The organism is Oceanobacillus sp. FSL W7-1281 (genome assembly GCF_037969835.1).
GTDB lineage: Bacteria > Bacillota > Bacilli > Bacillales > Amphibacillaceae > Oceanobacillus > Oceanobacillus oncorhynchi.
This window is the reverse complement of record NZ_CP150214.1, coordinates 1,926,860-1,951,384: the sequence shown is the minus strand read 5'-3', so window position 1 is coordinate 1,951,384 and position 24,525 is coordinate 1,926,860. Positions and strand designations below refer to the sequence as shown.

Annotated in this window: 18 protein-coding genes; 8 read left to right on the top strand and 10 right to left on the bottom strand. The window is 38.6% G+C overall.

Annotation, left to right across the window (positions count from 1 at the left end):
• Positions 1 to 39 precede the first annotated feature (39 nt).
• Together MKX55_RS09765 and MKX55_RS09760 are read left to right on the top strand one after the other, a co-directional pair.
• On the top strand, positions 40 to 534 hold the full coding sequence (locus MKX55_RS09765; RefSeq protein WP_339237864.1) for a PH domain-containing protein: 495 nt from the start codon (positions 40 to 42) through the stop codon (positions 532 to 534).
• On the top strand, positions 531 to 2,027 hold the full coding sequence (locus tag MKX55_RS09760; RefSeq protein WP_339237862.1) for a PH domain-containing protein: 1,497 nt from the start codon (positions 531 to 533) through the stop codon (positions 2,025 to 2,027). The genes MKX55_RS09765 and MKX55_RS09760 overlap by 4 nt, the downstream gene beginning before the upstream one ends.
• A gap of 120 nt (positions 2,028 to 2,147) precedes the next feature.
• Here MKX55_RS09760 and MKX55_RS09755 read toward each other — a convergent pair whose 3' ends face one another.
• Positions 2,148 to 2,387 (bottom strand): hypothetical protein, encoded by a 240-nt coding sequence (locus MKX55_RS09755; RefSeq protein WP_339237860.1) that lies wholly within the window; start codon positions 2,385 to 2,387, stop codon positions 2,148 to 2,150.
• Positions 2,388 to 2,650: 263 nt separating this feature from the next.
• On the opposite strand from MKX55_RS09755, the gene MKX55_RS09750 reads away from it, so the two are divergent.
• On the top strand, positions 2,651 to 2,923 hold the full coding sequence (locus MKX55_RS09750) for a hypothetical protein (protein WP_339184421.1): 273 nt from the start codon (positions 2,651 to 2,653) through the stop codon (positions 2,921 to 2,923).
• A gap of 95 nt (positions 2,924 to 3,018) precedes the next feature.
• On the opposite strand, the gene MKX55_RS09745 is transcribed toward MKX55_RS09750, so the two are convergent.
• Positions 3,019 to 3,651, bottom strand: a complete 633-nt coding sequence (locus MKX55_RS09745) for a TetR/AcrR family transcriptional regulator (protein ID WP_339184420.1) — start codon at positions 3,649 to 3,651, stop codon at positions 3,019 to 3,021.
• Positions 3,652 to 4,427: 776 nt separating this feature from the next.
• Between MKX55_RS09745 and MKX55_RS09740 the strand changes: the two genes are divergently transcribed.
• Positions 4,428 to 5,930: an SLC13 family permease gene (locus MKX55_RS09740; protein ID WP_339184417.1), complete on the top strand. Its 1,503-nt coding sequence runs from the start codon at positions 4,428 to 4,430 to the stop codon at positions 5,928 to 5,930.
• 151 nt (positions 5,931 to 6,081) lie between these two features.
• Here the strand turns inward: MKX55_RS09740 and MKX55_RS09735 are convergent, their stop codons facing one another.
• Positions 6,082 to 6,837, bottom strand: coding sequence for a glucose 1-dehydrogenase (locus tag MKX55_RS09735; protein ID WP_339237858.1), 756 nt, complete (start codon positions 6,835 to 6,837; stop codon positions 6,082 to 6,084).
• 447 nt (positions 6,838 to 7,284) lie between these two features.
• Here MKX55_RS09735 and MKX55_RS09730 point away from each other — a divergent pair, with 447 nt between their 5' ends.
• Entirely contained in the window at positions 7,285 to 8,208 is a 924-nt protein-coding gene (locus tag MKX55_RS09730; protein WP_339237856.1) for a hypothetical protein, read from the top strand.
• 90 nt (positions 8,209 to 8,298) lie between these two features.
• On the opposite strand, the gene MKX55_RS09725 is transcribed toward MKX55_RS09730, so the two are convergent.
• From MKX55_RS09725 to MKX55_RS09715, 3 genes are all read right to left on the bottom strand, one after another.
• Positions 8,299 to 11,370 carry an ATP-binding protein gene (locus tag MKX55_RS09725; RefSeq protein ID WP_339237854.1) on the bottom strand — a complete coding sequence of 1,024 codons (3,072 nt, stop codon included), beginning with the start codon at positions 11,368 to 11,370 and terminating at the stop codon, positions 8,299 to 8,301.
• Positions 11,371 to 11,695: 325 nt separating this feature from the next.
• The gene (locus MKX55_RS09720; protein ID WP_339237852.1) at positions 11,696 to 12,508 is read right to left on the bottom strand and encodes a pyruvate, water dikinase regulatory protein; all 813 of its coding nucleotides are present in this window, start codon (positions 12,506 to 12,508) and stop codon (positions 11,696 to 11,698) included.
• 19 nt (positions 12,509 to 12,527) lie between these two features.
• Complete coding sequence (locus MKX55_RS09715) at positions 12,528 to 13,157, bottom strand: CBS domain-containing protein (RefSeq protein ID WP_339237850.1); 630 nt, start codon at positions 13,155 to 13,157, stop codon at positions 12,528 to 12,530.
• A 176-nt stretch (positions 13,158 to 13,333) separates the two neighbouring features.
• Between MKX55_RS09715 and ppdK the strand changes: the two genes are divergently transcribed.
• The gene (gene ppdK / locus MKX55_RS09710; RefSeq protein WP_339237849.1) at positions 13,334 to 15,940 is read left to right on the top strand and encodes a pyruvate, phosphate dikinase; all 2,607 of its coding nucleotides are present in this window, start codon (positions 13,334 to 13,336) and stop codon (positions 15,938 to 15,940) included.
• A 167-nt stretch (positions 15,941 to 16,107) separates the two neighbouring features.
• Here ppdK and MKX55_RS09705 read toward each other — a convergent pair whose 3' ends face one another.
• Positions 16,108 to 17,040, bottom strand: coding sequence for a D-2-hydroxyacid dehydrogenase (locus tag MKX55_RS09705; RefSeq protein WP_339237847.1), 933 nt, complete (start codon positions 17,038 to 17,040; stop codon positions 16,108 to 16,110).
• A gap of 199 nt (positions 17,041 to 17,239) precedes the next feature.
• Here MKX55_RS09705 and MKX55_RS09700 point away from each other — a divergent pair, with 199 nt between their 5' ends.
• Together MKX55_RS09700 and ileS are read left to right on the top strand one after the other, a co-directional pair.
• On the top strand, positions 17,240 to 17,428 hold the full coding sequence (locus tag MKX55_RS09700; RefSeq protein ID WP_042533564.1) for a hypothetical protein: 189 nt from the start codon (positions 17,240 to 17,242) through the stop codon (positions 17,426 to 17,428).
• 385 nt (positions 17,429 to 17,813) lie between these two features.
• Complete coding sequence (gene ileS, locus MKX55_RS09695; protein ID WP_339237845.1) at positions 17,814 to 20,891, top strand: isoleucine--tRNA ligase; 3,078 nt, start codon at positions 17,814 to 17,816, stop codon at positions 20,889 to 20,891.
• A gap of 155 nt (positions 20,892 to 21,046) precedes the next feature.
• On the opposite strand, the gene MKX55_RS09690 is transcribed toward ileS, so the two are convergent.
• The 3 genes from MKX55_RS09690 to MKX55_RS09680 form a co-directional block, all read right to left on the bottom strand.
• Positions 21,047 to 22,072, bottom strand: a complete 1,026-nt coding sequence (locus MKX55_RS09690) for a proline racemase family protein (protein WP_339237844.1) — start codon at positions 22,070 to 22,072, stop codon at positions 21,047 to 21,049.
• Between the two features lie 131 nt (positions 22,073 to 22,203).
• A complete protein-coding gene (locus tag MKX55_RS09685) occupies positions 22,204 to 23,673 on the bottom strand; it encodes an alanine/glycine:cation symporter family protein (RefSeq protein ID WP_339237843.1) in 1,470 nt (489 codons plus the stop codon).
• A 78-nt stretch (positions 23,674 to 23,751) separates the two neighbouring features.
• Positions 23,752 to 24,432 (bottom strand): SDR family oxidoreductase, encoded by a 681-nt coding sequence (locus MKX55_RS09680; RefSeq protein ID WP_339237842.1) that lies wholly within the window; start codon positions 24,430 to 24,432, stop codon positions 23,752 to 23,754.
• Between the last annotated feature and the right edge of the window lie 93 nt (positions 24,433 to 24,525).

The window sequence follows — 24,525 nt, the reverse complement described above, 5'->3', positions numbered from 1 at the left end:
TCTGTATAACAAAGCAGGAAAAATGAAAGGTGATTTAATTTGATAAAAGACATTCCAGCACCACAACGCAGACTATCCAAATATAGTATCAAGGTTTGGCTTATGAATGAAGTCCTTTCGAATGTAATTGGCTTAGGTATACTTGGTCTATTCCTCTATCTTAGCTATTCTTTTTCATGGAGAGAATGGATAGCTTGGATCATCATGGGGCTGATTTTGTTCACGATTATCGATATGAGCTTCACCCCTTTCAAACTCCAAAGACGTTATCAGCATTGGCGTTTTGGGGTCAGTGAGGAATTTTTACAATTAAGGTCAGGAGCGCTTTTCCAAAAACATCAAATGATACCCATGACGAAGATCCAATCCGTATCCATTCATCAAGGACCATTCATGAGAAAATATCAGCTTTATCAGCTGAAGGTCAACACGATAACAACGGAGCATACCATTCCCGCTTTAGATGAAACAGAGGCGATGGAACTGCGACAGCACATCGCAACCTATGCGAATGTAAAGGAGCGGGACGCATGAATCAAGAAAAACGGTATCATCCCCTGCTTATGGTCTACGATATTTGGCGCTTGATTAAAAACATGTTCTTCTTATTCCTATTTCTATTTATTATTCGAGCAAATTCTGATTTTTGGCTGTTTACCTATGGCCGTTTGGCAATCGTTTTGATATTTCTGCTTATTCTTTTGGTAATTCCCATTCGATGGTTTACCAGCAAATATAAAATTGGAAATGAAAATCTGCAGCTAAACCGGCGGCTATTGATAACAAGCAGCCGAACGGTCCCTTATGCAACGATTCAGCACACCAGGCAGAAAGCTGCCCTATTCCATCGCATGGTCAACATGACTTCACTTACGTTGGAAACGAGCACAACTGGAGATAATAGCACGGTAACCTTTCATGTTTTAACGCAGGAAGAAGCACAGGAAATTGAAAAACACATTCGTGCAACAGGGAGCTTGAACCGTTCAGAAAATACCTATGAGAAAGAATTCCCGGGCCCGGTATCTGAAAACGTTCAAACAGATACGTATAATGCATATCCTATCGTTCATTTCTCGCCGACAGCCTATGATATTTCCAAAGCTTCCTTAGCATCATTTAGCTTTATAGCTGTGTTTCCCATTGCATGGTCGCTTATATCAAACTTCATACAATTCTTTTCTATCGGCGCACAAGCGGAAGATGTGTTCACCGATATTCTAGACGCTTGGCCCTGGTGGATTATTTTCGTTTCCAGCATCTTGATCATACTGATTGCGATAGCTGCCGGCACCGTGTTAACCATATTTCGATATGGCAAATATGAAATTGCTTCTGATATCGAAAAGATTTACATTACACAGGGATTTTCAGAGAGAACTACCTTTCGTATTTCCAAAGCAAATGTGCAAGCTGTCAGCGTACATCAATCATGGATAAAACGAGCTCTTGGAATTGCGGAAATAAAATTGATTTGCGCAGGAAATACAGGCAGTGAAGATGCAGAAGTGAACAGACTGTATCCTTTTCTTCCTGTACAGCGTGCATACACAATGATTGAAGAAATATTACCGGCTTATCAGGTAACTTCGGAAATGAATCGTTTGCCTAAAAAAGCTTGGCTGCTTCAGATGCTAAAGCCCAGCTGGGTTTGGATGATCGCAACAGGCTTGCTTTATTATGTTAAACCTGACTTTTTAGGCTTGGAAATACCCTGGTGGATACTTTCCATCGTTATTTTCATCCTGGTAATCATGTCTAGACTGCTTTATTTCTACCAGACGCGCTATGCAGTGAACGACTCCATTGTGCAGTTTAAGACTGGCGGTTTTAATACAAGATTTTTCTTGTCTAAGAGAACTAAAATAGCGGAATTTAAGCTGACACGTCATATCGTCCAGCAAAAGCTGGGATTAGCTTCTATTGTAGTAAGCAATCGTGCAAGGCCTGTTGTGTATACAAGGATCAGCAACCTTCCCATTGAATGGTGTCAAGATTTTAGCAGATGGTATATGTTAAAGAAATAGTGCATCTGCATTTATTTAGAGTTGAAAGCTTCTGCTTACATCTCAAAACAGGCGTGATTCCTCCATCATAGAATGACAGAGGAATCACGCCTGTTCCTTTCATGAAGCACTATTTGCTTTTTAAAAGAAGGGAAAAAGAATCATGCTTCCTATTGCTAATAATAAGGAAACATAAGCAAAAACCTTTTCAGCTTTTGTTTTATTTCTGACAAAACAAATGATACTGATCACCAAAAAATAGAATGGGAAAAACCACGAATATATTTCTGGAAAAGCGGCAAGTATCATGATAGCCACAATACCTGTTAAAAAATAGATATTCGTATTCCTTTTTCCTTCCATGCTGTCCGTTCTTACCATGAAAACATTCCTCCTATATTGGGCAACAGGACACGAATTATTATGTAAGCCTGGTTCTCATTTTTTTGTGATGGATGTGAAGAAACATACGGAGATATATACTTTTTTATTTGAACCTTTTATTCAATTTTGCGGGCATTTTGTTTATCCTGACAAATCCTTCATATCCTACACAAATGATGTAAATAATGATTTTTAGGGTATAACATAGTAAGGCAACCGTAAATAACGATGAATGATGTATTGAAGAAAGGTGATGTATCATGAAAATATTCCAAAGTATCTTATCTGGTTTCTGCTTTGTAATGATTTATGTCCTTATTATACTTTGCGCACCACTTATTCTAACGTTGCTTCATCTGTTAGGTCTGCCTCAGCATGCTTCTATCTTTGGTTCCGGCTTATTTGAAATGGAGACGAGTCAAGGCGGTTTTTACTCTCAAATATCTTTATTAGGATGTATTCTCTCCTTTTTCACAGGGACGATTTTTTATTATATTCTCTATCCGATAAAAGAAAAGCGCAGAAGACGGTAGTCGAATCATTTATTTTAATAAAATGTAAAAAGATTCCCCTGACCTTTCCGTTAATGTGAAGATCTGAGGAATCTTTTGATAAAAGAAACGCATACCTATTGCCCGCTGTTTGTCTGTATAATCCCGCTTTCCAATATTTGAATAATTCTTTCTGTCTCTATTTCTTCTTCATCCCAATTTATTTCCGGAAGAAACACATAACGTGCCACAATATACGATAAAATCGATGTAGCAACCGTGCGTATAATTGTGTCTGTCTTCATGTCAGCCAGCTGTCCTTTGTCTTGATAATACGTGACGATTTCCCTCAGTTTATCAAAAATATCATTCCCTACATATTCAATAAACTTTTCTTTTAAATCGGGATGAAATGGAATTTCTTGTACTAAAATCTTTAACATCGGTAAATTTTTTTGAATAAATTCTTTTCGATTCTCAATCATCGCCCGAATAAAATCTTGAATATATTCAAATTCCTGATCAAGCACCTTATTCAGATCTTTTTTTATCATGGGAGCAAGCCATTTCACCATCATTGGCGAAACAACCGCCATCAGCAGCCCTTTTTTCGATTTAAAATGCTTAAAAATCGTTCCTTCTGCCACCTCTGCTTTCGTGGCAATTTCACTCGTTGATGTGCCTGCATACCCTTTTTCTGCAAATAAATCCGTTGCAGCTTCTAATATTGCGATTTGTTTTTTCGTTAATTTTGGTTCATTGTTTTCCATTTTAACTCGCCTCTTATCACGTTAGACATATCTATCTATACTATATCGGATAAGTAACTGGTTTGTCATGAATAATGGGATGATTTGATAACTTTATTCGCAGCTTGGTTGCTGCAATATGTTGAGAATTATATTTTACGATTAAAAATAGTCGTTACATGAGATAGAGATTTTGAAAAAGTTTGGTTATATCTTTAAATAAAAGTCCGTCTATTATCAGTCAGCTCTGATTTCCTTTAAAATATGATAAACAAAGAAATCCCAGCCCTATAACAAGCAATGCTTCGCCTATAAAACAATATTGGCTGCAATATACCCTTGTTGAATCATATTGAATTGTGCCGAATCCATCGTGCCTCCAGTAGTGGCCAAATAATTATTTGCTCCTTATACCCACCGCTAACGCTGGTTTTCAGCTTGGAATAGCCCGCTATCGTCAGGATAGTGGATAGAATAAGAGTCCCGTATCTTTTTATAATCTCCATGATTATCCGCCTTTCCATAAAGTAAGCTATTCATGTCATTTTATCAAATTCTATTACAAACATAGCATTATTATACTGTATTTCATAATAAACCTGTCTTTTATTAAGTTTTATCAATAAATCTGCTGGGAATAGTATTACAAGAAAAACCAGTAACCCATTTGCTATTTTATTGCTGGGATATTTGAGGTGAATTTACATATTTAGCAAGCCTTCTATCCAGATATAAGGATAAATATTACTAAAAAATGGGACAATCAAGCTTTACTAAAGCATAGGGGGGCCCGCACAATGAAATCTAAAGAAAATCAAGAAAATAAACCCCATTATACAATACGCAACTGGGTCGGACTCATCCTGGGACCAGTATTATTTGCACTCGTTTATTTCCTTATTCCTGAAAACGTTTTACCGCATGAACAGAAGGTAGTACTGGGAGTAACATTGCTAGTCGCGACCTTCTGGGTGACAGAACCTGTCCCAATGGCTGCAACTTCTGTATTGCCGCTTGTCCTGTTTCCTGCTTTTCATGGTGTGGATATCGATACCGTAGCACCTGCTTACGGCAGCTCCGTCATCTTTATGTATGGAGGCGGTTTTGTCATTGCCCTGGCCATACAAAAGTGGAATCTGCATCGGCGTATTGCGCTCAATATTATTAAAATGATTGGAACAAAAAGCAATCGGATGATTCTGGGAATTCTGATTGCCACAGCAGGAATCTCCATGTTCGTTTCCAATGCTGCCACAGCTTTGATGATGCTGCCGGTGGCTATCGCACTCATTGATGAAGTGAAGGATAAAGAAATACTTAAGGGGCAAAACTTTGATTTTTTTTCAAAAGGCATCTTACTCGCTGTAGCCTATGCAGCTACAATTGGCGGTCTTGCCACACTGGTATCTGCCGTTCCAAACGCGCTCTTGGCAGGTATTGCATCTTCACAGCTTGACCGGACAGTTACCTTTGCAGAGTGGCTGTTCTTCACAGGACCAATTGCAATTATCCTGTTAGTTATCTTATATTTTTATCTTACAAAGGTTAAATTTAAAGTGAAATCCTCAGAAGAAGCCGATGGTGCATTAAGCTTCGTGAAAGATGAACTTCATAAGCTTGGCAAGCTCACGTCGGACGAAATAAAGGTTGGTATTGTCTTCCTGATTACTGTCATGTTATGGATTATTTCTCCATTTGTTTCCAGCATTGGATTCATGCCTGAAAGTATTAGTGCGTTTTTTGACAATTTGGATGATGCGACCATTTCTATCTTTGGGGCAGCACTCTTATTCTTCCTGCCAAGCTCAAATAAAGCTGAACGCATCCTCGAATGGAAAGACACGACGGAATTGCCTTGGGGGATTCTTATTCTTTTTGGAGGCGGTATGTCAATCGCAACAGCATTTAGTGAATCAGGATTGAATGATTCTATCGGGGAAGTCCTGCAGATGCTTCAAGGCATGCAATATATCTTTGTAATACTGTTACTCGTTGTGTTTGTACTCAGCATTACCGAAATTCTTTCAAATACCGCTGTCTCCAATTTAATCCTGCCGCTGACTGTCGGCCTCGGGATTGCTATTGGAATTGATCCGCTTCCGCTTATGGCAGCCGCAGCATTATCTGCAGGATCTTGTTATATGCTTCCTGTTGCTACCCCGCCGAACACAGCAGTGTTCAGCGCTGGATATTTAGAAGTTTCCGACATGGCTAAAGCCGGTGTATGGCTGAACCTCATATCCGTTGTGGTCATCACTGCTGCCGTATACTTCTGGATGCCAATTGTTTTCAGTTTATAAGATAAGTGGAAATACAATACTCTGTACGCTAATCAGCTAATGATAATAAACCAAAATAAAAGGGTTCCGATTATCTAATTAGGATAATTAGAACCCTTTTAAGTTATTTTTAGTGAGCTATGATCCAAGGTTTTCCTCTGAAGTCATGCTGCTAAAGCGAGCTGGTAGACCCGCCATCAATCGGAAACTCGGCACCTGTCGTATACGAAGAATCATCTGATGCTAAGAACAACACTGTTTTTGCCACTTCAGCCCGTTTTCCTAAACGTCCAAGCGGATAAGTATTCCCAACTTCATCTGCGGTCTTCCCTTGCTGCTCTGCTCCATAATCCGCCATTTGTGTGTCAATATAACCTGGATGAATCGAATTCACACGAATCTGATCCTTGGCAACTTCCATCGCAACGTCCTTACTCATAATACGGACTGCACCTTTACTTGCACCGTATAATGCATGTCCAGGCGCTCCACCAAGTCCTGCAACAGAGGAAGCATTAATGATTGAACCACTTTTTTGCTTCTGCATCACAGGCAATACATGCTTCATCCCTAAGAATGTGCCTGTCACATTGATATTCATTAATTTATTCCATGTATCTAATTCAATTTCCGTGATTGGCTTGATAATATATATCCCTGCGTTGTTGAACAAGACATCAATGGTTCCAAATTGGTCAACGCCCTTTTTAACAACCTCTTTCCAATCCGCTTCTTTACTGACATCATGCTTTATCGAAATAGCTTCTGCTCCAAGCTCGTTGACTTCCTTTTCTGTTTCTTTGACACCTTCAACATTTACATCAGTCAAAATAAGCTTTGCGCCTTCTTTTGCAAATAAATGAGCTGTTTCTTTTCCAATTCCGGTACCAGCTCCAGTAATCAGCGTAACTTTGTCCTGCACTCTCATCTTAACCCCTCCTTGAAATCAATAAACAAATCATAAAATTTGCTTACTTTGTATTTTTTCCCTTCCTTTATATATTTAAACAGACAAAATAGTTTTCAAATATATTCCAAAAATTCATTGTTGTACATCTCTTTTTTATTTATAACAAAATCTGGATGTGGTAACATGTTATCAAACATAGGCTGTAATAAAATAAACTGATTAGAAGAAGAACCAAAGGAGGGAATCTATATCGAAAACAACCTACATAAACCAATCAAAGATACAAATCAGCCTCCTTCCGAAACAAATGATGCGCTCCGTCACATAACCACGATTGCTCTTATTATTTGTCTTATTTTCACAGGAGGCGGAATCTATTTTCTATTTTTACAACCCATTAACTGGATACTTGTAAGCATTTTTGCTGTTATCAGCTTTATATCCGGCCTGATTTTTGCTTTTTTTATGCAGCAGAAAAAATACTTAGAAAGATATGAAATTTTCTATGAATTAAATGAAAAAGGGTATTTCCAAACTGCTATTGATCATAAGGCCGGACAAAGGGAAGAAACATCCATCTTATTTGATTCTGTCTGGGAAGTCATTATAGGAAATAGTATCAAAGAATCTTCCTCTAATAAAAAATTGTATTATGCAGGAAAACTTATGGTTTTTAAATACAAAGACAATCAATATTATATGAGAGAATTTTTTAATGAAGAAGAATTTTACGATTGGACAGCCCGTTTTCAGGATAAAGGATTGCCATTGTTTCAAACAGATGATGATCTCCGTCCTGCCCTTTTAGAACGTCAAAAATATCATACGGACTTTAACCAGCTCAAAGGAGAGCCATGGAACGGGGAGGAATTCCCACAAAAAATAGGAAGAAAAATATATAAGAATCCATTTCATCCATGGGAGCCCGATGAGAAAAAACCTGAAATTTCATTGAGAAAAAAGACAAGAAAATGGGAAATTCGAATAGGAATACTTCTGTTAGCTTATGCATTTATTCTTGGTTTAACTGTACTTCCCTGGCAGCCTGTCGCTGATGATAATACCTTTTGGGAAATAGGAATATTATTTGTTATTGGCGTATATGGTATCAACATCCTGCTGCCGATTATTACTGTTTTTTGGAGGGCTTATACGAAATGGTTTCTTCCGTTCATTTATTTCGTTATCCTTTTTGCAGGCCACAGTATTCCTGTATGGATTATCTCGATATTCGCTGACATTCCGCCGTTAGGTATCTTTATTTTTGCGATGGAGATTATTATTATTCTGTTTGGATGGATTCCCGGGTATATCCTGCTTAAAGTAGGAAAAGGAATTTTTATGTTCATTAGAAAGCTTACTATAAAAGAAAATAACCAAATGTTATAAGAGAATAACACAAACACTGTCACAGCTCCAAAATAGGATAAGTCCCCTCTATTTGCACAGTGCGCTAGAGGGGACTTATCCTATTTTGTATTATTTATTTTTAGGAATCCACAGCGTCACCTCTGTCCCCTCTCCTGCTGTACTTTTAATATTCATTCCGTGTCCAAAAAGCTTTTTCCATCTCTGATTCGTATTCAGTAAACCCACGCCCTCTTTTTCTTCCTCTTTATTTAATAATCCGGCCAATACCTCTGCTTCCATCCCTGCTCCATCATCGATAATTTTAATGTGGTAACCATCTGCTAATTGTTTCCCTTGCAGCCACAGTGTACCTGGTTTATTTTGGGAGATAATCCCATGATTGATTGCATTTTCCACGATTGTCTGGATGGACAGCGGCGGTACAAAGATATCCTGAACGTCATCAAAATCCTTATGCACGGTCAGCTTCTCCATAAATCGCTGCTGCATGATATAAATATAGGAATCTACTAACTCCAGCTCTTCCTCCAGCGATACTAACGGCTTTGTATTATTGCTATGGAAGCTTCTGGAAAGGTATCTGCCAAATTCATTCAGCAGATTCATCATCCGGTCGATATCTATATTACTTAAGGCAGCAATGGCATTCAAAGTATTAAACATAAAATGCGGTTTGATTTGAGCTTGTAACCAAGCCGCTTCCATCCGCAATTGTTCATCAATAGAATGGCTTAAATCTGTTAATGCCCTGACCCGGGCTTGTAATTCTAACGCTTCGACTGGCTTGGCGATATAATCATTTGCACCGGATATAAAACCAGTATAAATATCCTCCGTTTGATTACGAGCCGTTAATAATAGGACAGGTAATTCGGAAAGACTAAAGCGTTCTCTAATACGTTTTGTTAATTCATAGCCGGAAAACGGCGACATCATCACATCCGAGATGACCAAATCATAGGATTGCCTCTCCAGCCACTCTATAACTGCCTCCGGATCCGTTGTACAATGCAGCTGATAATCCGGTTCTAAAAGATTTTGCATTACTTTTAAATTAACAGGGTCATCATCCACAACCAGCAGAAAAGGCTTGCCTGTTGCGGAATTTTTATCATGCCATCCCATGGTATGAATGGCAGAGTCATCATAAATGCTGCCTTGTTTCCCGCTCTCTGACTGTACCAAATTTATACCTGCCATTGAGCCTAAAGGCATACTAAAAGAAAAGGACGTTCCTTTGCCCAGTTCAGAATCCACATTCATTTCACCGCCATGGAGTTCAACCAATTGTCTGCAGATATTTAACCCTAACCCGATTCCCCCGCTATCCACATCAGACTTACTGAGTTTTTCATAAGGAAGAAAGATTCGTTCCAAAGCATCCGGAGCGATCCCGGCTCCTGTATCCTGAATCGTAATAACAGCCATATCTTCCTGCTCTGCAGCAGAAACAATAACCTTGCCCCGTTCTGTATATTTCACTGCATTATGAATCAGATTAAACAAAATTCGAATCAGCCGATTTTCATCTGCATATAGAGGAGGAAAATCCAACTCAATTTCATTATGTACGGTAATGGACTTTTTTGGGGAGGTAAATTGCACCATCTCGATGACACCGTCTGTAATAGAATGCAATGAAAGATTCTCTTTTTGTAACGGAATCTTCCGCTCTTTTAGTCTTGTAATATCCAGAATATCATTTAAAGTAAATGTTAATCGATGGCCAATTTGAGCTAAAAGCTGTAAATTATTGACCGTCTCAGGAGTTAAGCTGTCCCCATGTTTATTAATAACCGATTGGGCAATATTCACCATTCCATGTAAAGGATTGCGAATCTCATGAGACGTATTCGCTAAGAATTGGTCCTTTTTCTTATCCTCTTCAATTAATCTCACTGCCTGCTCTTCACTCAGCTGTGTCAATTGAATATGACGTTTAATTAATAGAATAGCGATGATAACAATGGGCACAAAAAAATCAAAGGGATAAAAAGGAAAGTCTATTTGACCTGTTTGTATTGCCGCTCCCCACACTACATTAGAGGTATAGCTGCATATCAAGAGTAAAATCAGAATCCCGTTCTTATCTCCGCGAACAATTTGCCTGAGTGTAATGATAAACAGATAAGCAATAGCAACAGCATCATATACAAACAACAGCATCGATAAAACGGTAAAATGCTCCAGTGAAAAAACAGTCAAGGTCAATACCGCCATCACGATAGCAATAACGCCTAACACCTTGATAAACTTCTGATGCATTTGATACAAATGCTGAATAAATTTAATCAAGACAAATAACACCAGAATATAGATGGCGACCAGCAGCCGGAAGGAGACATCTGCACTAAACGGCAATTGAACAAATACTTCATCGTCTAATAAATTCCCTACAGCAATCAAGAATGACATGAACCCAAAATAAACTAATTCGGTTTGCTGCTTCCCTTTATTCATAAGGAAAATGGCAAAAGCATACAGGGCATGCAAGAATAGAATGATAATAACGGTTAACTGAAGAAAGCGGGACAGATTGGTTTCCTGATTGACAGCTTCTGCCGTTCCAAAAGAAACCGTCTGGTCTACTCCACCCGCAAACGGAAGCTCATGATTCGAAACTTGCAAGATAATTTCCAGTTCACGCTTATCCGGATCCGCATAAAACAGACTGGTAATCGGTCCGCGAATATGTGACTGTTCCGTTTTCTCGGCAGTTGGGTAATTCACCGATTCTACAAGCTGATCATTTACCCTGATATTAACTGCCGTATGTATGTTATTCAGACGCAGACCGAGAAAAGGAGGGCTTGCATCCGGCAGCAGCACCTTCAAATAATAACTGCCATACCCAAAGCTGTTTGCCTGATTTTCATTAACCATCCTCAGCTCATTTCGCCAATCACCAGGAACCTGAATCAATGTGGAGTCCACCGCATCAGATATACCTGTTATATCTATGAATTGATTGGGATAAAAAATCCACTCCCCATTTAAAGAAATCGTCTCTTTGTCAGAAAAATCCCAATCTGTTAAATCAAGCACGCCCTCTGTGATTACAGGCTGCTCTCCTTTGTTATGGTAATTAATCCACATAATTCGAAAACTGATCAGGCAAGTAAAAAATAATAATAGAATAATAAAAACCTTGAAGTATGTGTACATATTCTTATTTTTCATCGCAGTGACCGCCCTGCCGTCATTAATTAAAGAACGGCCGTCTTTCGAAGATTCAGCACTCATTGAAGGATGCTGAAAGACAGCAAGATTGCTCCATTCCAGAACATCTCACTTCACGACTTGGCCAATTCTTTTATATTTTTTAGAATAAAATCTATCATAAAAAGCATGGTATATTAACAAGATTCTCTCTTTTTCTAGTATTATAGCAAATAATACTACATAAAACCCTGCAGAATGAATATAAAGTCATGAAAAATACCTATTCCCTATTTTATAAAAGACAGTTGTCACTCATATAAATACATACCATAAAAAGATTGTTTTATTCCATTTCTTTAAAATGTTCTTCAATCACATACGCTGTTTCTTCAATCGATTTATCTGTCACATCAATCGTAAAAATACCAAATCGTTTGAAAACCTGTTGTGAGTAGTCGAGTTCGTTATATATTTTTTCTAAATCGGTATAACTCGTTGAATGATTTAAACCTAATGAATCTAATCGATTACTTCTAATTCTAGATAAATTATCTGGATGGCAAACTAACCCCACCAGCTTATGCGGATCTACATCTTCCAGTATCTGTGGTAAGGGAACCTCCGGAATCAGAGGTAAATTGGAAACTTTATACCCTTTATTCGCTAAATACATACTTAATGGTGTCTTTGAGGTTCGTGATACACCTAACAAAACTAAATCGGAATCTATAAAGCCTTGCGGATTCTTGCCATCATCATATTTCACCGCAAATTCAATAGCTGCGATGCGGTTAAAGTATTTCGTATCTAATTTATGAACTGTTCCAGGTTCTTCAATGGGACTTGAACCGGTTCTTGCTTGAATCATTTCAAAAAATGGGTGCATCAAATCTAAATACATGAGGCCTGACTGCTGACTGAAATTTCGGGCAGTTTCAGCTAGACGATGATTAACTAAGGTGCTAACAACAATCGCTTTATCCTTTAAGGCATCCTGCAAAATTCCCAATAACTCCTCTTCTCGATTTACTAATGGAAAACGATAGCTTTTATTAAAATTCAAATCCGGATATTGTGCACTGACGGCTGTTAGTAACTTTTGTGATGTTTCTCCAAGTGAATCAGAAATAGAGTAGATGATGATTTCATTTTTCATAATAGATGGATATCCCCTTTTATTTATTTAATTCTGCATTTCTGGCTTGCTGCGTAATGTAATTAAGTATTCGAGACTTCGTAATTTTACCAATCACTTTTTTGTGATTTTCCTCTTCAACGACTGGCAGTGAATCAACTTCAAAATCCTGTAAGATAGTGGCTGCTTCCAGTATATTGATATTTTTTTGACAGACTTTAATATGCGGCATTCGTGTCATACACACTACAACTGGCGTATTATCAATTTCTGAATTTAATGATGCCCTTAATAAATCCTTCCTGGATAAAACACCCACGAGAAGTTTTTCTTCATCCACCACGTACAGGGAACCAACATCATAAATAAACAAATTAGTGATGGCATCTCGAATCGATGTATTTTGGTTAATCACTAAGGGTGGAATCATAATTTCATCGATTTTCGTATCAAAGGTCTTAAAAAAGAAAAAGGCTTCTAAATCCGAACCTGAATACGTATAGCCGATTTTAGGTGTAGCTTGTAAAATACCTGCTAATGTCAAAAACGATAAATCTGAACGTAACGTAGCTCTAGAAACATCTAACAGCTCAGATATTTTTTCCCCGCTGACCGGCTGATAATCTTTTACTAATTGGATGATTTGTTCTTGTCTTTCACTTAATTTCATACTTGGACCTCCAAAGAAAGCTATCAAACAATGTTATTATTATGTTTTCATTATACACATATTAATGAATATTTTAAACTAATAATCACATATTTATGTATTGACACACATATTTTTGTCATATATGATGATTATTAAATAAATGTGACACACAATTAAATCATTGGAGGTTTCTCATGGAAAAATTAATTTATACATTTGATGAAGGACGAAGCGGGAACAAAGAATTGCTGGGCGGCAAAGGAGCCAATCTTGCAGAAATGACTCATTTGGGATTACCTGTACCTGAGGGCTTTACGATTACTACAGAATGTTGTATGAATTATTTAGCAGATGCTTCCTTTTTTGAAGAGCAATTAAAAGCAGAAGTTTTGAAAGCGATTCAAAATTTAGAGTCAGAAACAGGGAAATCTTTTACATCTACTGAAAATATTCTATTAGTTTCTGTTCGAAGCGGCGCTGCCTTTTCCATGCCCGGCATGATGGACACCATTTTAAACCTTGGCTTAAATGATCATAGAGTTCAAGATTTTGCCAAATTGACCAATGTGAACTTTGCCTATGACTGCTACCGCCGTCTCTTGCAAATGTTCGGTGATGTCGTTTACGGAATCCATAAAGAACAATTCAATGTATTGCTGCATCAAACGGAGAAGCGTTTGAATAAAAAAGTAACTGATTTTAGCGAAGCAGAGCATATAGAATTGATTGAATTGTATAAGAATTTGTTCTCTAAGAATAAAGTAGCCTTTCCACAGGATCCAATGGAGCAATTATTTGAAGCAACGAAGGCTGTTTTCAAATCCTGGAATAACCAGCGGGCGAAAGTATATCGCGACCTGCACAATATTCCTCATCATTTAGGAACAGCTGTTAATGTCCAGTCAATGGTCTTTGGCAACAGCGGTGAGGAAAGCGGAACAGGAGTGGTCTTCACTCGCAACCCTTCTCTCGGTGATAATAAATTATTTGGTGAATTTCTAATCAATGCCCAAGGTGAGGATGTCGTTGCAGGAATTCGTACACCGGAGCCGATTGAATCTCTGCAAACCATTTTGCCAGAAGCTTATAATGATTTTATTAAACATTCTCACAAACTGGAGCAGCACTATAAGGATATGCAGGATATCGAATTTACAATCGAAAATGGCAAGCTGTATATTCTGCAGACCAGAAATGGAAAGCGCACCGCTAAAGCTACCTTGAAAATCGCTTTGGATTTAGCAGCTGATGGTTTAATTTCAAAAGAAGAAGCAATTATGCGCGTCTCTCCTGATGTCATCGATCAATTGATTCATCCGGTCTTTGATACCGAAAAACTGACAGCAGTGGATGCTTTCGCAACAGGTTTACCTGCCAGTCCAGGCGCAGCAACGGGATCAATCGTCTTTACAGCTGATAAAGCAAAAGAATACACTGCTTTAGGAAAAAAAGTAATTCTGGTCCGTCAAGAAACCTCACCAGAAGATATTGAAGGCATGGTGGTCAGTGAAGCAATTGTTACCAGCCGTGGCGGGATGACGTCGCATGCAGCCGTTGTTGCCAGAGGAATGGGTACTTGCTGTGTCACCGGCTGTGAAGCATTAACAGTCAATGAAAGCGCCAAAACTGTATTATGTGGTAACCATACCCTGACGGAAGGCGATATGATTTCTGTTGACGGCAGTACAGGAAGCTTATATTTAGGTGAAATCCCGACGATTGTTCCTGAAAACGATCAGAGCTTGCAGCAATTACTTACTTGGGCAGACGAATGCGCTGAGTTGAAGGTTCGTGCGAACGCTGAAACATTACAAGACTTACAAACAGCGATTGATTTTGGCGCAACAGGAATTGGTTTAGCCCGAACAGAGCATATGTTTTTTGGGGAAGAGCGTGTGCTGGAAATGCGCCGCTTGATTCTGGCTAAAGATGAAGAGGAAGTTCAGTTTGCTTTAAATAAATTACTAAGCTTCCAGCAAGAAGATTTCTATCAAATGTTAAAAACCGTTCAAGATAAACCAATGGTGATTCGTCTGCTTGATCCGCCAATGCATGAATTTTTGCCGCATGATGCCAATGAAATCAAGTCATTGGCTGATCAACTAAACAGACATTCATCTGCTGTGGAGAAACAAATCGAAAAATTACAAGAAACCAATCCAATGCTGGGCCATCGTGGCTGTCGCTTAGGCATCACTGAACCACTTATTTATCAAATGCAAGTCAAAGCGATTTTCAATAGTGCCATTCAATTAGCAAAAGAAGGCTTGACGATTTGCCCAGAAATCATGGTACCTTTAATTTCAGAAAAAGCCGAGCTGGACTACGTTAAAAGCTTTTTAACGGAAACCATCGAAGCTACATTCAAGGAGCATCAAATAGAGCCCTTTCCTTACGAAATCGGGACCATGATTGAATTACCGCGCGCATGTATCATCGCTGACCAATTAGCAGAAAATGCCGATTTCTTCAGCTTCGGTACCAATGATTTAACTCAAATGACATTTGGATTTTCTCGCGATGATATCGGTAAGTTTATCAATGCCTATAAAGAAAAACAGATTATGCAGCAAGACCCGTTCCAGGTTCTGGATCAAAGCGGTGTCGGCGAATTGATTAAGCTCGCTGTCGACAAAGCAAGACAAACGAAAGAAAACATGATGATCGGTATTTGCGGCGAAGTTGGCGGCAATCCTGAATCGATTTCTTTCTTCCAACAAATCGGCATCGATTATGTTTCTTGTTCACCATACCGTATTCCAGCCGCTCGTTTAGCTGTAGCGCAAGCAGTATTAAAATAGAAAAACATCCTATAAAAAATAGCAGCACAGACCAAAGCCATGGTTTGTGCTGCTATTTTTTATAGTAGAGATGAAGGAAAGCTGACCAGCTCCTTGGAATCATTATCAAATTCGGATTATAAATCAGCTTAGCCTCCCCTCTTATTTAAACCAGCATAAAATTAGCTTCAGTATCCTTTTTGAATATCCACCTTATTTTCCAAGTCCTGCCCTGCTTCCACTCTTTTCAGCGTGTCAACAAAGCAATCCGCTGCTTCTTTTGCCGTTGTGACAGCAGATATATGAGGTGTTATTGTAATAGCTGGATGCTCCCAGAATGGATGCGATACAGGCAACGGTTCTTCATGGAAAACATCCAGTACAGCAAACCGTACTTTCTCCTTCTCCAAGGCAGCCAGCAAATCTGCTTCAGCAACAGACTTTCCTCTGCCTGCATTGATAAATCCAATATTGTCCGTTTGATCAAATAAGCGTTTATCAAATAAATCTGCTGTTTTCTCTGTTAACGGCAATGTATTGATTACATAATCCGCTTCTTTTATAAATGAAAATTGCGAGTCAATAGCTGCAACTTGGTTAAAAGGTGCCTTCTGCTTTCCGCTTAAAGAAATGCCGTAAACCTTCATTCCAAATCCGGATAGAATCTCTGCCAGCCTACTGCCGATTTCACCGGTTCCATAAATCACTGCTGTTTTCTCACTCAATAATATAGGAGAAAATTCCTTCCAGACCTTCTCTTCTTGCTGGGCTGCAAACGTCTGATGCGCTTGGGTATCCCTTAACATATAGCTTAAGCAATATTCCCCGATGCGCTGTCCAAACGAGCAGACAGTACGTGTTAATAATACATTTTCATTCCAATTCTGATCATACAAAAATCCATCGACACCGGCGCCTAGAGAATGTACCCATTTCACTTTGCCGTAGTCCGTATCCTTCCGCAGCTGAAACCCGCAAAGAGCATCCGCCCATTCCAGGTCTTCTTCCGTTATAGCGTCCTCTGTTATGTAACGAATTTCTTTATCCAGCTTATAATGTGCTATGGGTTTTTCTAATTCCTTTATTAACGGACTGGCAATAATTATTTTTTGGATGTTCATATTAATCTTCTCCCTTCTCTCTTTATTATAGAGGATTATTTTATTTTTTGAAAAATATCCATCATAATACTTTTATAATTCTGTTATTTATTTGGAAATACTCTATCCAAAATATATCCCGTTAAATAGGACTAGTCAATATATGTAAATATTGATATACTGAACATTTCATATTCAAGTATATAGGAGTTTACAAATCATGAAAGATGTTTTTTTAACCGTATTATTTTGCATGATAGCTTCCATTGCCGTCATAACCTTTTTCCCTTTTATAGCCAACCTGTTTACTGTTGGGAACTTACGTGGATTCTTTGATTTAACTATTTTCTTTCTGCTGGTCGTGATATTAAAGATTTCACTTGATAACAAAAAGAATCATGAAAAATGATGAATCACAGAAGTGTTGTCAATCAAGAAATCCAGCAGGTTGACTTTTCATTTTTAATCGTTTACTATTGTTGTTAATTTAAAATCTAATTCGATGACGGGAAAGAGTAATTATCTCCTTCTTATCTACAGAGAGTTGACCCTGTGCTGAAAGTCAACGTTAAGAAAGCTAATGAAAATCCTCCCTGAGAAGCAAAGTTGAAATGTACATTAAACTTTGACGGCATTCTACCGATATCCAGAACGCGTATGATAGTACGTAGTGAAAATCCATTCCGAAAACCACTGCTTATGTTGGTTTTTTTATTTTTATGAAGAATGTAAGCCTCCCGATTCTCTCTGCGCAGAATCGGGATTTTTTAATTTTGATAATGAGGTGAAAAAAATTGAAGGAATCAAGTGCAGCTCGTGAATTAAGAATTCGAAACCAATGGGAAAGAGATCATACTTTCCAGCACTCTATTTCCAACAGAGAAGGTAAAGAAACCTTTGTTTTTTACGAAGGACCGCCGACAGCTAACGGATTGCCGCATGCCGGCCATGCTCTAGGCAGAACCATCAAGGACTTTGTAGCAAGATATAAAACCATGTCAGGCTATCAGGTTTTACGAAAAGCTGGCTGGGATACCCATGGATTACCTGTTGAACTGGAAGTAGAAAAGCAATTGAATATCCGCGGCAAGGAACAAATTGAAGAATATGGTGTGGAGAACTTTATCGCGAAATGTAAAGAAAGTGTTTTTACCTACGAAAATGAGTGGAAGCAATTCACCGATGCGCTTGGATATTGGGTAGATATGGAGAACCCTTATGTCACACTGAACAATGCGTATATCGAATCGGTCTGGCATATCCTTTCTGACATTCATAAGAAGGCTTATTTATATCAAGGTCATCGTGTTGTTCCTTATTGCCCCCATTGTAAGACGTCGCTAAGTTCTCATGAAGTGGCTCAAGGGTATAAAGACGTCACTGATTTATCTGCTACTGCCAAATTTCAGGTAAAAGGAAAAGATAATGAATATCTATTAGGCTGGACAACAACACCTTGGACACTTCCAGCCAATGTGGCTCTCGCAGTGAATCCGGAAATGGAGTATATGCGTGTGCAGCAGGGAAATGAAATATATATCGCAGCAAAATCATTAGTCCAAGATGTGATGAAGGAAGACTATAACATCTTAGAAATTATCAAAGGACAGGATTTAATTGGTCTCTCCTACCATCCTCCATTCGATTTTATCACTGTTTCTAACGGATATGTCGTGATTGGTGCAGATTTTGTGACAGATACAAGCGGAACTGGGATTGTTCATGTAGCACCGGCACATGGAGAAGATGACTATCAAGCGGTTCAGGAGAATCATCTTGATTTTGTTCATGTTGTTGATACAAAAGGACAGTACAAAGATGTAATTACACCACTGGCAGGGAAATTTGTGAAGGACTGTGATATAGATATCATCAAAATGCTCGCTGAAAAAAACCTGCTATTTGATAAAGAAAAGTACGAACACAGCTACCCGCATTGCTGGCGCTGTGATACCCCCCTTCTCTATTATGCTATGGAAGGATGGTTTATTAAGACAACAGCGGTCAAAGAAAAAATGATAGAAAATAATCAAGGGGTGGAGTGGTTTCCTGCTCATATGAAAGATGGCAGATTTGGTAACTTCTTAGAGAATATGGTTGATTGGAATATTGGCCGGAACCGTTACTGGGGAACACCGCTTAACGTATGGATCTGTGATTCCTGCGATGCCCAAAAATCACCGGGTTCCATCAAAGAATTAAGAAAACTGTCTATCGATTCAATCCCTGAAGATATCGAATTGCATAAGCCTTATGTAGATCATATTCATTTTGCTTGTGACTGTGGAGGAAAAATGCATCGGACCAGTGAAGTAATCGATGTCTGGTTTGACAGCGGCTCGATGCCGTTTGCTCAGTATCATTACCCTTTTGAAAATGAAGCATTATTCCAAAGCCAATATCCTGCTGATGTTGTTATCGAAGGAGTTGATCAGACAAGAGGCTGGTTCTACAGTTTATTAGCCGTATCCACCTTATTCACTGGAAAATCGCCGTACAAACGTGTACTTTCACTAGGGCATATTCTAGATGAAAATGGGCAAAAAATGTCTAAAAGTAAAGGTAATGCTTTATCTCCTATGGAGTTAATCAATGAATTTGGCGCAGACGCACTCAGATGGGCTTTGCTTGCAGACAGCTCGCCATGGAATAATAAACGCTTTTCCAAAAAGACAGTCAGCCAAGCAAAATCAAAAGTGCAGGATACACTTCTAAACGTGTATTCCTTCTATCAAATGTATGCCAAAATCGATAACTTTCAACCAGAAAAAGATACTGGCGGTCATCCAACTACACTTGATAAATGGGTACTTTCTCGTTTGAATTCCGTTATTCAAGAGGTTACTCAAAGCTTGGATGCCTATGATATCACTAAAGGAGCAAGAGCCATTTCATTATTTATCGATGAACTCAGTAACTGGTATGTCAGACGTTCCCGACAGCGATTCTGGAACGAAGGAATGACGAAGGATAAGCAGGCAGCATTCCATACTCTTTTTGAAGTTCTGACAAAAGTATCGCAAATCATGGCTCCTTACACGCCGTTCATGACAGAAGAAATTTACTCTGATTTAACCGGTTCAAGTGTCCACTTATCTGATTTCCCTCAATCTGATCAAATACAGATTGATACAGAACTGGAAAAAGATATGGACGCCGTATTACAGATTATCGAGCAAGGGCGTTCCCTGCGTAATGCAGTGGAAATGAAAACAAAGCTCCCTTTAGCCCAACTGATTGTAATGTCAAAAGAAAGAACGGATCTGTCTGGATTAGAAAACTACAACTCCATTATCAAAGAAGAGCTGAATGTCAAGAATGTCCGATTCAAGCAGCTGGATTATCAGCTATTACAATTCGTTCTTAAATTAAACTTTTCAGTAGCTGGTCCAAAGGTTGGCAAGGCTGTCGGTGAATTAAAAAAGAAAGTAGAAGCTTTAAGTAATGCCGATAAAGAAAAATTCATCGCAGACAAGGAATATCCGTTTACCCTGCAATCTGGGGAAACAGTCACTTTGACTACAGAAGATGTACTGATTGAGAAAAAAGGAGCGGACGGATTTGTGTTAGCTGAAGGAAGTACGTTTATGACGTTGTTGGATATCCGTTTAACCGAGGAATTAAAGGAAGAGGGCTTTGTCAGGGAGTTTGTCCGCGCTGTACAGACTTACCGCAAAGAGTTGAATCTTCCTGTTGAACAGCGTGTACAGTTGTTCGTCCATATGGATGAAGCTTTGCAAAGCATTTTAACAAAATTTGATAAGCTGGTGCATCAGCATCTCATCCTTGATTCGATTCAGTTTGAGAAAAAGGCTGAGATGAAGTCATTTAAAGTGGAAGGATATGAGATAGCTTTATTTATTCAGGATTAGTGAGAAAAAAGCAGATTGTTTTGATCTGCTTTTTTCAATTTCCCCTATAGATAAGAAAACAGATGAATTGACTTTAGCGTCTAAACGAAACTGGACTTATCAATACATCTAAAATTCATCTTCTAATTATCAGCTTAAGCTAAATTATCTAGGCATTAAAACCAAATGTCACTAACCTGATGACCGGATTGAATTGGGTCTGTAGGATCCACTCCCAGATTCATTAAGCCAGTTATCCATGCTTGCCCCGATAGCTTAGGAACAATAGCTTCTTTATCCTTTACTTTAGAAAGAGATATGATTTTACTATTAAATTTGGTTCCAGTAATCGATTCATTTTCAAATTCTTCATCCACATCAATTAATCCCTTTGCATACATCACTGCCAAACGTGCACTGGTTCCAGTACCACATGGTGACCGATCCATTCTTCCATGTAAAACAACCGTACCATTTTTACTGATAAAACCAGCTTGAGAGCGTTTTAAAGGCCCTTCAAAAATAATATTAGACACATTTCGAATTTTGCTGTTCTCTGGATGAACAACCGTTAACTGTTCATTTACGGCTTTTTTGATTTTTTGACCAACTAAACACATTTCATGCGCTTCATCTGGTGTAATATGAAACCCTAACGCTTGCGCATTCACATGCGCAAACATCATCCCTCCATAAGAGGTATCAACCTGAATGTCCCCTATCCCCTCTACCTTTACATGGGTATTCAAATGTATTGCAAAAGCCGGAACGTTTGTTAGCTCTACCTTCTTTACTTTTCCATCTTCACACACACATTTTACTTTAATGAGTCCTCCAGGAGCTTCTAAAACTAATTCAGTCACCGGCTCTTTCATAGGCAGTATTCCATTTTCTAATAAAACAGTAGCTACACAAATTGTATTTGAACCTGACATCGGCGGATATTCTGTGCTTTCCAAAATAATATAGCCCATATCTGCTTCTGGATGAGCAGGAGGCACGAGAATATTTGCATTATGGAATGGACCGCCACGAGGTTCAAAAAGTAATAATTTTCTTATGTCATCCATATGTTTCTCGAAGTATTCTTTTTTCTCGAACAAGGTATCACCAGGTATAGGCGGGATACCTCCTACTACCACGTTACCTACTTCCCCTTCTGCGTGAGCACCGACTACATCAATTTTACGCGACCATTTCATGAAACTCCTCCTTCATAGTTTGAAAGCGAGTCTTGCTTTACATGATGAAGCTGCGAATTCTCCATGGAAGGAAGAATTCGAGCTTCATAAAGTTAAATTGTTTCAATACCCAAGCAAACGCTTACAAAATTTTAAATAACCTTTGTCCCGCTTTTAGATGACTGGGAAGCTTCTTCTTGCCGTGTTTCCCAATAATCCGCATTCTTGATTCCTAGCTTTACTGGATCAAAAACAGGATCTTTACCTGCTTTTTTCTGTTCTTTATAATCCTTTAAAACCTTGAGTGCTACCCCAGATAACAGCAACGTACTGATCAAGTTCAAATATGCCATGCTTCCTAATCCGATGTCTCCCATTGCCCAGGCTGTAGATGCGGAAACAATAGCGCCGACAAAGGCAAAAATAAGTATACCTATACGTAACGGAAATAAAAATAATTTTTCCTTTTTATTGGAATGGCCAATAATATACGTAGCACTAGATTCTGTCTTGTAATAGTAGGTTATCATAGTGGTAAAACAAAAGAAAAATAAGGCAATAGCCATAAAAGCAGATCCAACACCTGGCAAAACGGTATCTACTGCCAGCTGCACATTTACTGAGCCAGCTTCTACACCTGGAACATTAACGACAGATGCTGCCCCTTCTACATTGTACATCCCTGTAATAAGAATCATAAAGGCAGTTGCCGAGCATATAATCCAAGTATCAACATACACGGCCAGCGCCTGAACCAGTCCCTGCTTTGCCGGATGCGATACTTCTGCAGCAGCTCCTTCGTAAGTTTCTGAACCTGCTCCTGCAGCATTCGAGAAAAATCCTCTTTGAACCCCCCACGATATAGCTGCTCCAATCATACCTCCAAATGTTGCTTCAGCCCCAAAAGCGCTTGATATAATCAATGAAAATAAATCTGGAATAGCCCGAAAATTAAATCCTAAAATAATAATACAGACTATAATGTAACCAATTGCCATAAAAGGTACTAAATACTCCGCAGTTTTAGCAATTCTTTTTACTCCGCCAAAGACGCATAATCCCATTAAAAGAACAAGGATAATCCCAATAACATATGGTGGAATCCCGAAAGCTCCCTCCATCGAAGCTGCAATCGTATTAGATTGAATGTTCATCAGGAAAAATCCCGTTGCTAAAGTTGTCAATATTGCAAAAATAATACCCAGTTTCCTAAATCCTAGTCCCTTTTCAATGAAATAGGGCGTCCCGCCACGCAATTCTCCATTAATCTTACTCTTATACACCTGCGATAATGTAATTTCAATAAAACTTGTAGCTGCTCCAAAAAAAGACATGACCCACATCCAAAATACTGCTCCCGGGCCTCCAAGTGTAATTGCCGTTGCAACTCCTGCAACATTACCAGTTCCAATCCTGCTTCCCAGTGACATTGAAATTGCCTGGAAGGAAGACACGCCGGATTCAGAAGACCTTCTCACAAACATTAGCTTGATCATATCTTTTAAATGTGTCACTTGCACAAATCTGGTCATAATGGAAAAGAATAAACCAATCACTAAAAAACTGAAAATAAAATACTGGTTCCAGACAGCTCCGCTTAACCAATCTATAAATGCGCTCATATAACTCTCCCTTATCTATTTCAGATTTTTTAATCTTACTAATTTCCTCTGTTAGCAGTTACCTAAAGTCATTCGATTCTATTGGTTTTCTATAACTATGTCCGAACTAAATACATTTTCTCTATCCTGGAAGTGATCCATAATTATTTTCGTCACATCTTTTGGACTTGCGTAGCTTTTCCGTTCTGCCGGCTCATCCTCCCGCCAGAGGCTGGTGTTCATATTTCCCATGTATGCCGCAAGTACCCTAATATCTGTGTCTTTTGTTAAATCCGTTAATGCTTCTGAAAACCCCCGCATTCCAAATTTACTGGCACTATATATGATTTCATCTGCTTTGGCAGTTTTGCCAGAATTGGAAATAATATTTAAAATATCGCCCCCATTCCTGCATTGCATATCTGGTAAAACTTCTTTAGTGCAATAAATCGCTCCTTTTACATTTGTATCAATCAATAAATCTATTTCCCTGTTATCCATTTCAGCCAATGATTTAAAAATACCAACCCCGGCATTATTTACGAGACAGTCTACAGTATCAAGTGATTCATATATTTTTTTGAACACTTCTGTTACACCTTTGGATTCTGTAATATCCACTTCATATATGGAGGATTTTCCTTTGATTTTTTGCGATGCCATCTCCAATTTATCAAGTGTTCTTCCCAACAGACACACTTCATAATCAAGTTCAGAAAAAGCATATGCTAATTCTGAACCCAAACCGCTCCCTGCTCCTGTGATAACCACTGTTTTCATAAAATCGACCACTCCTAAAAACCGAATGAACCCGTATGCTTTCTTAACCTGTCCCACCGGAATCTAAAGACATCATTAAACTAAACTGGACCA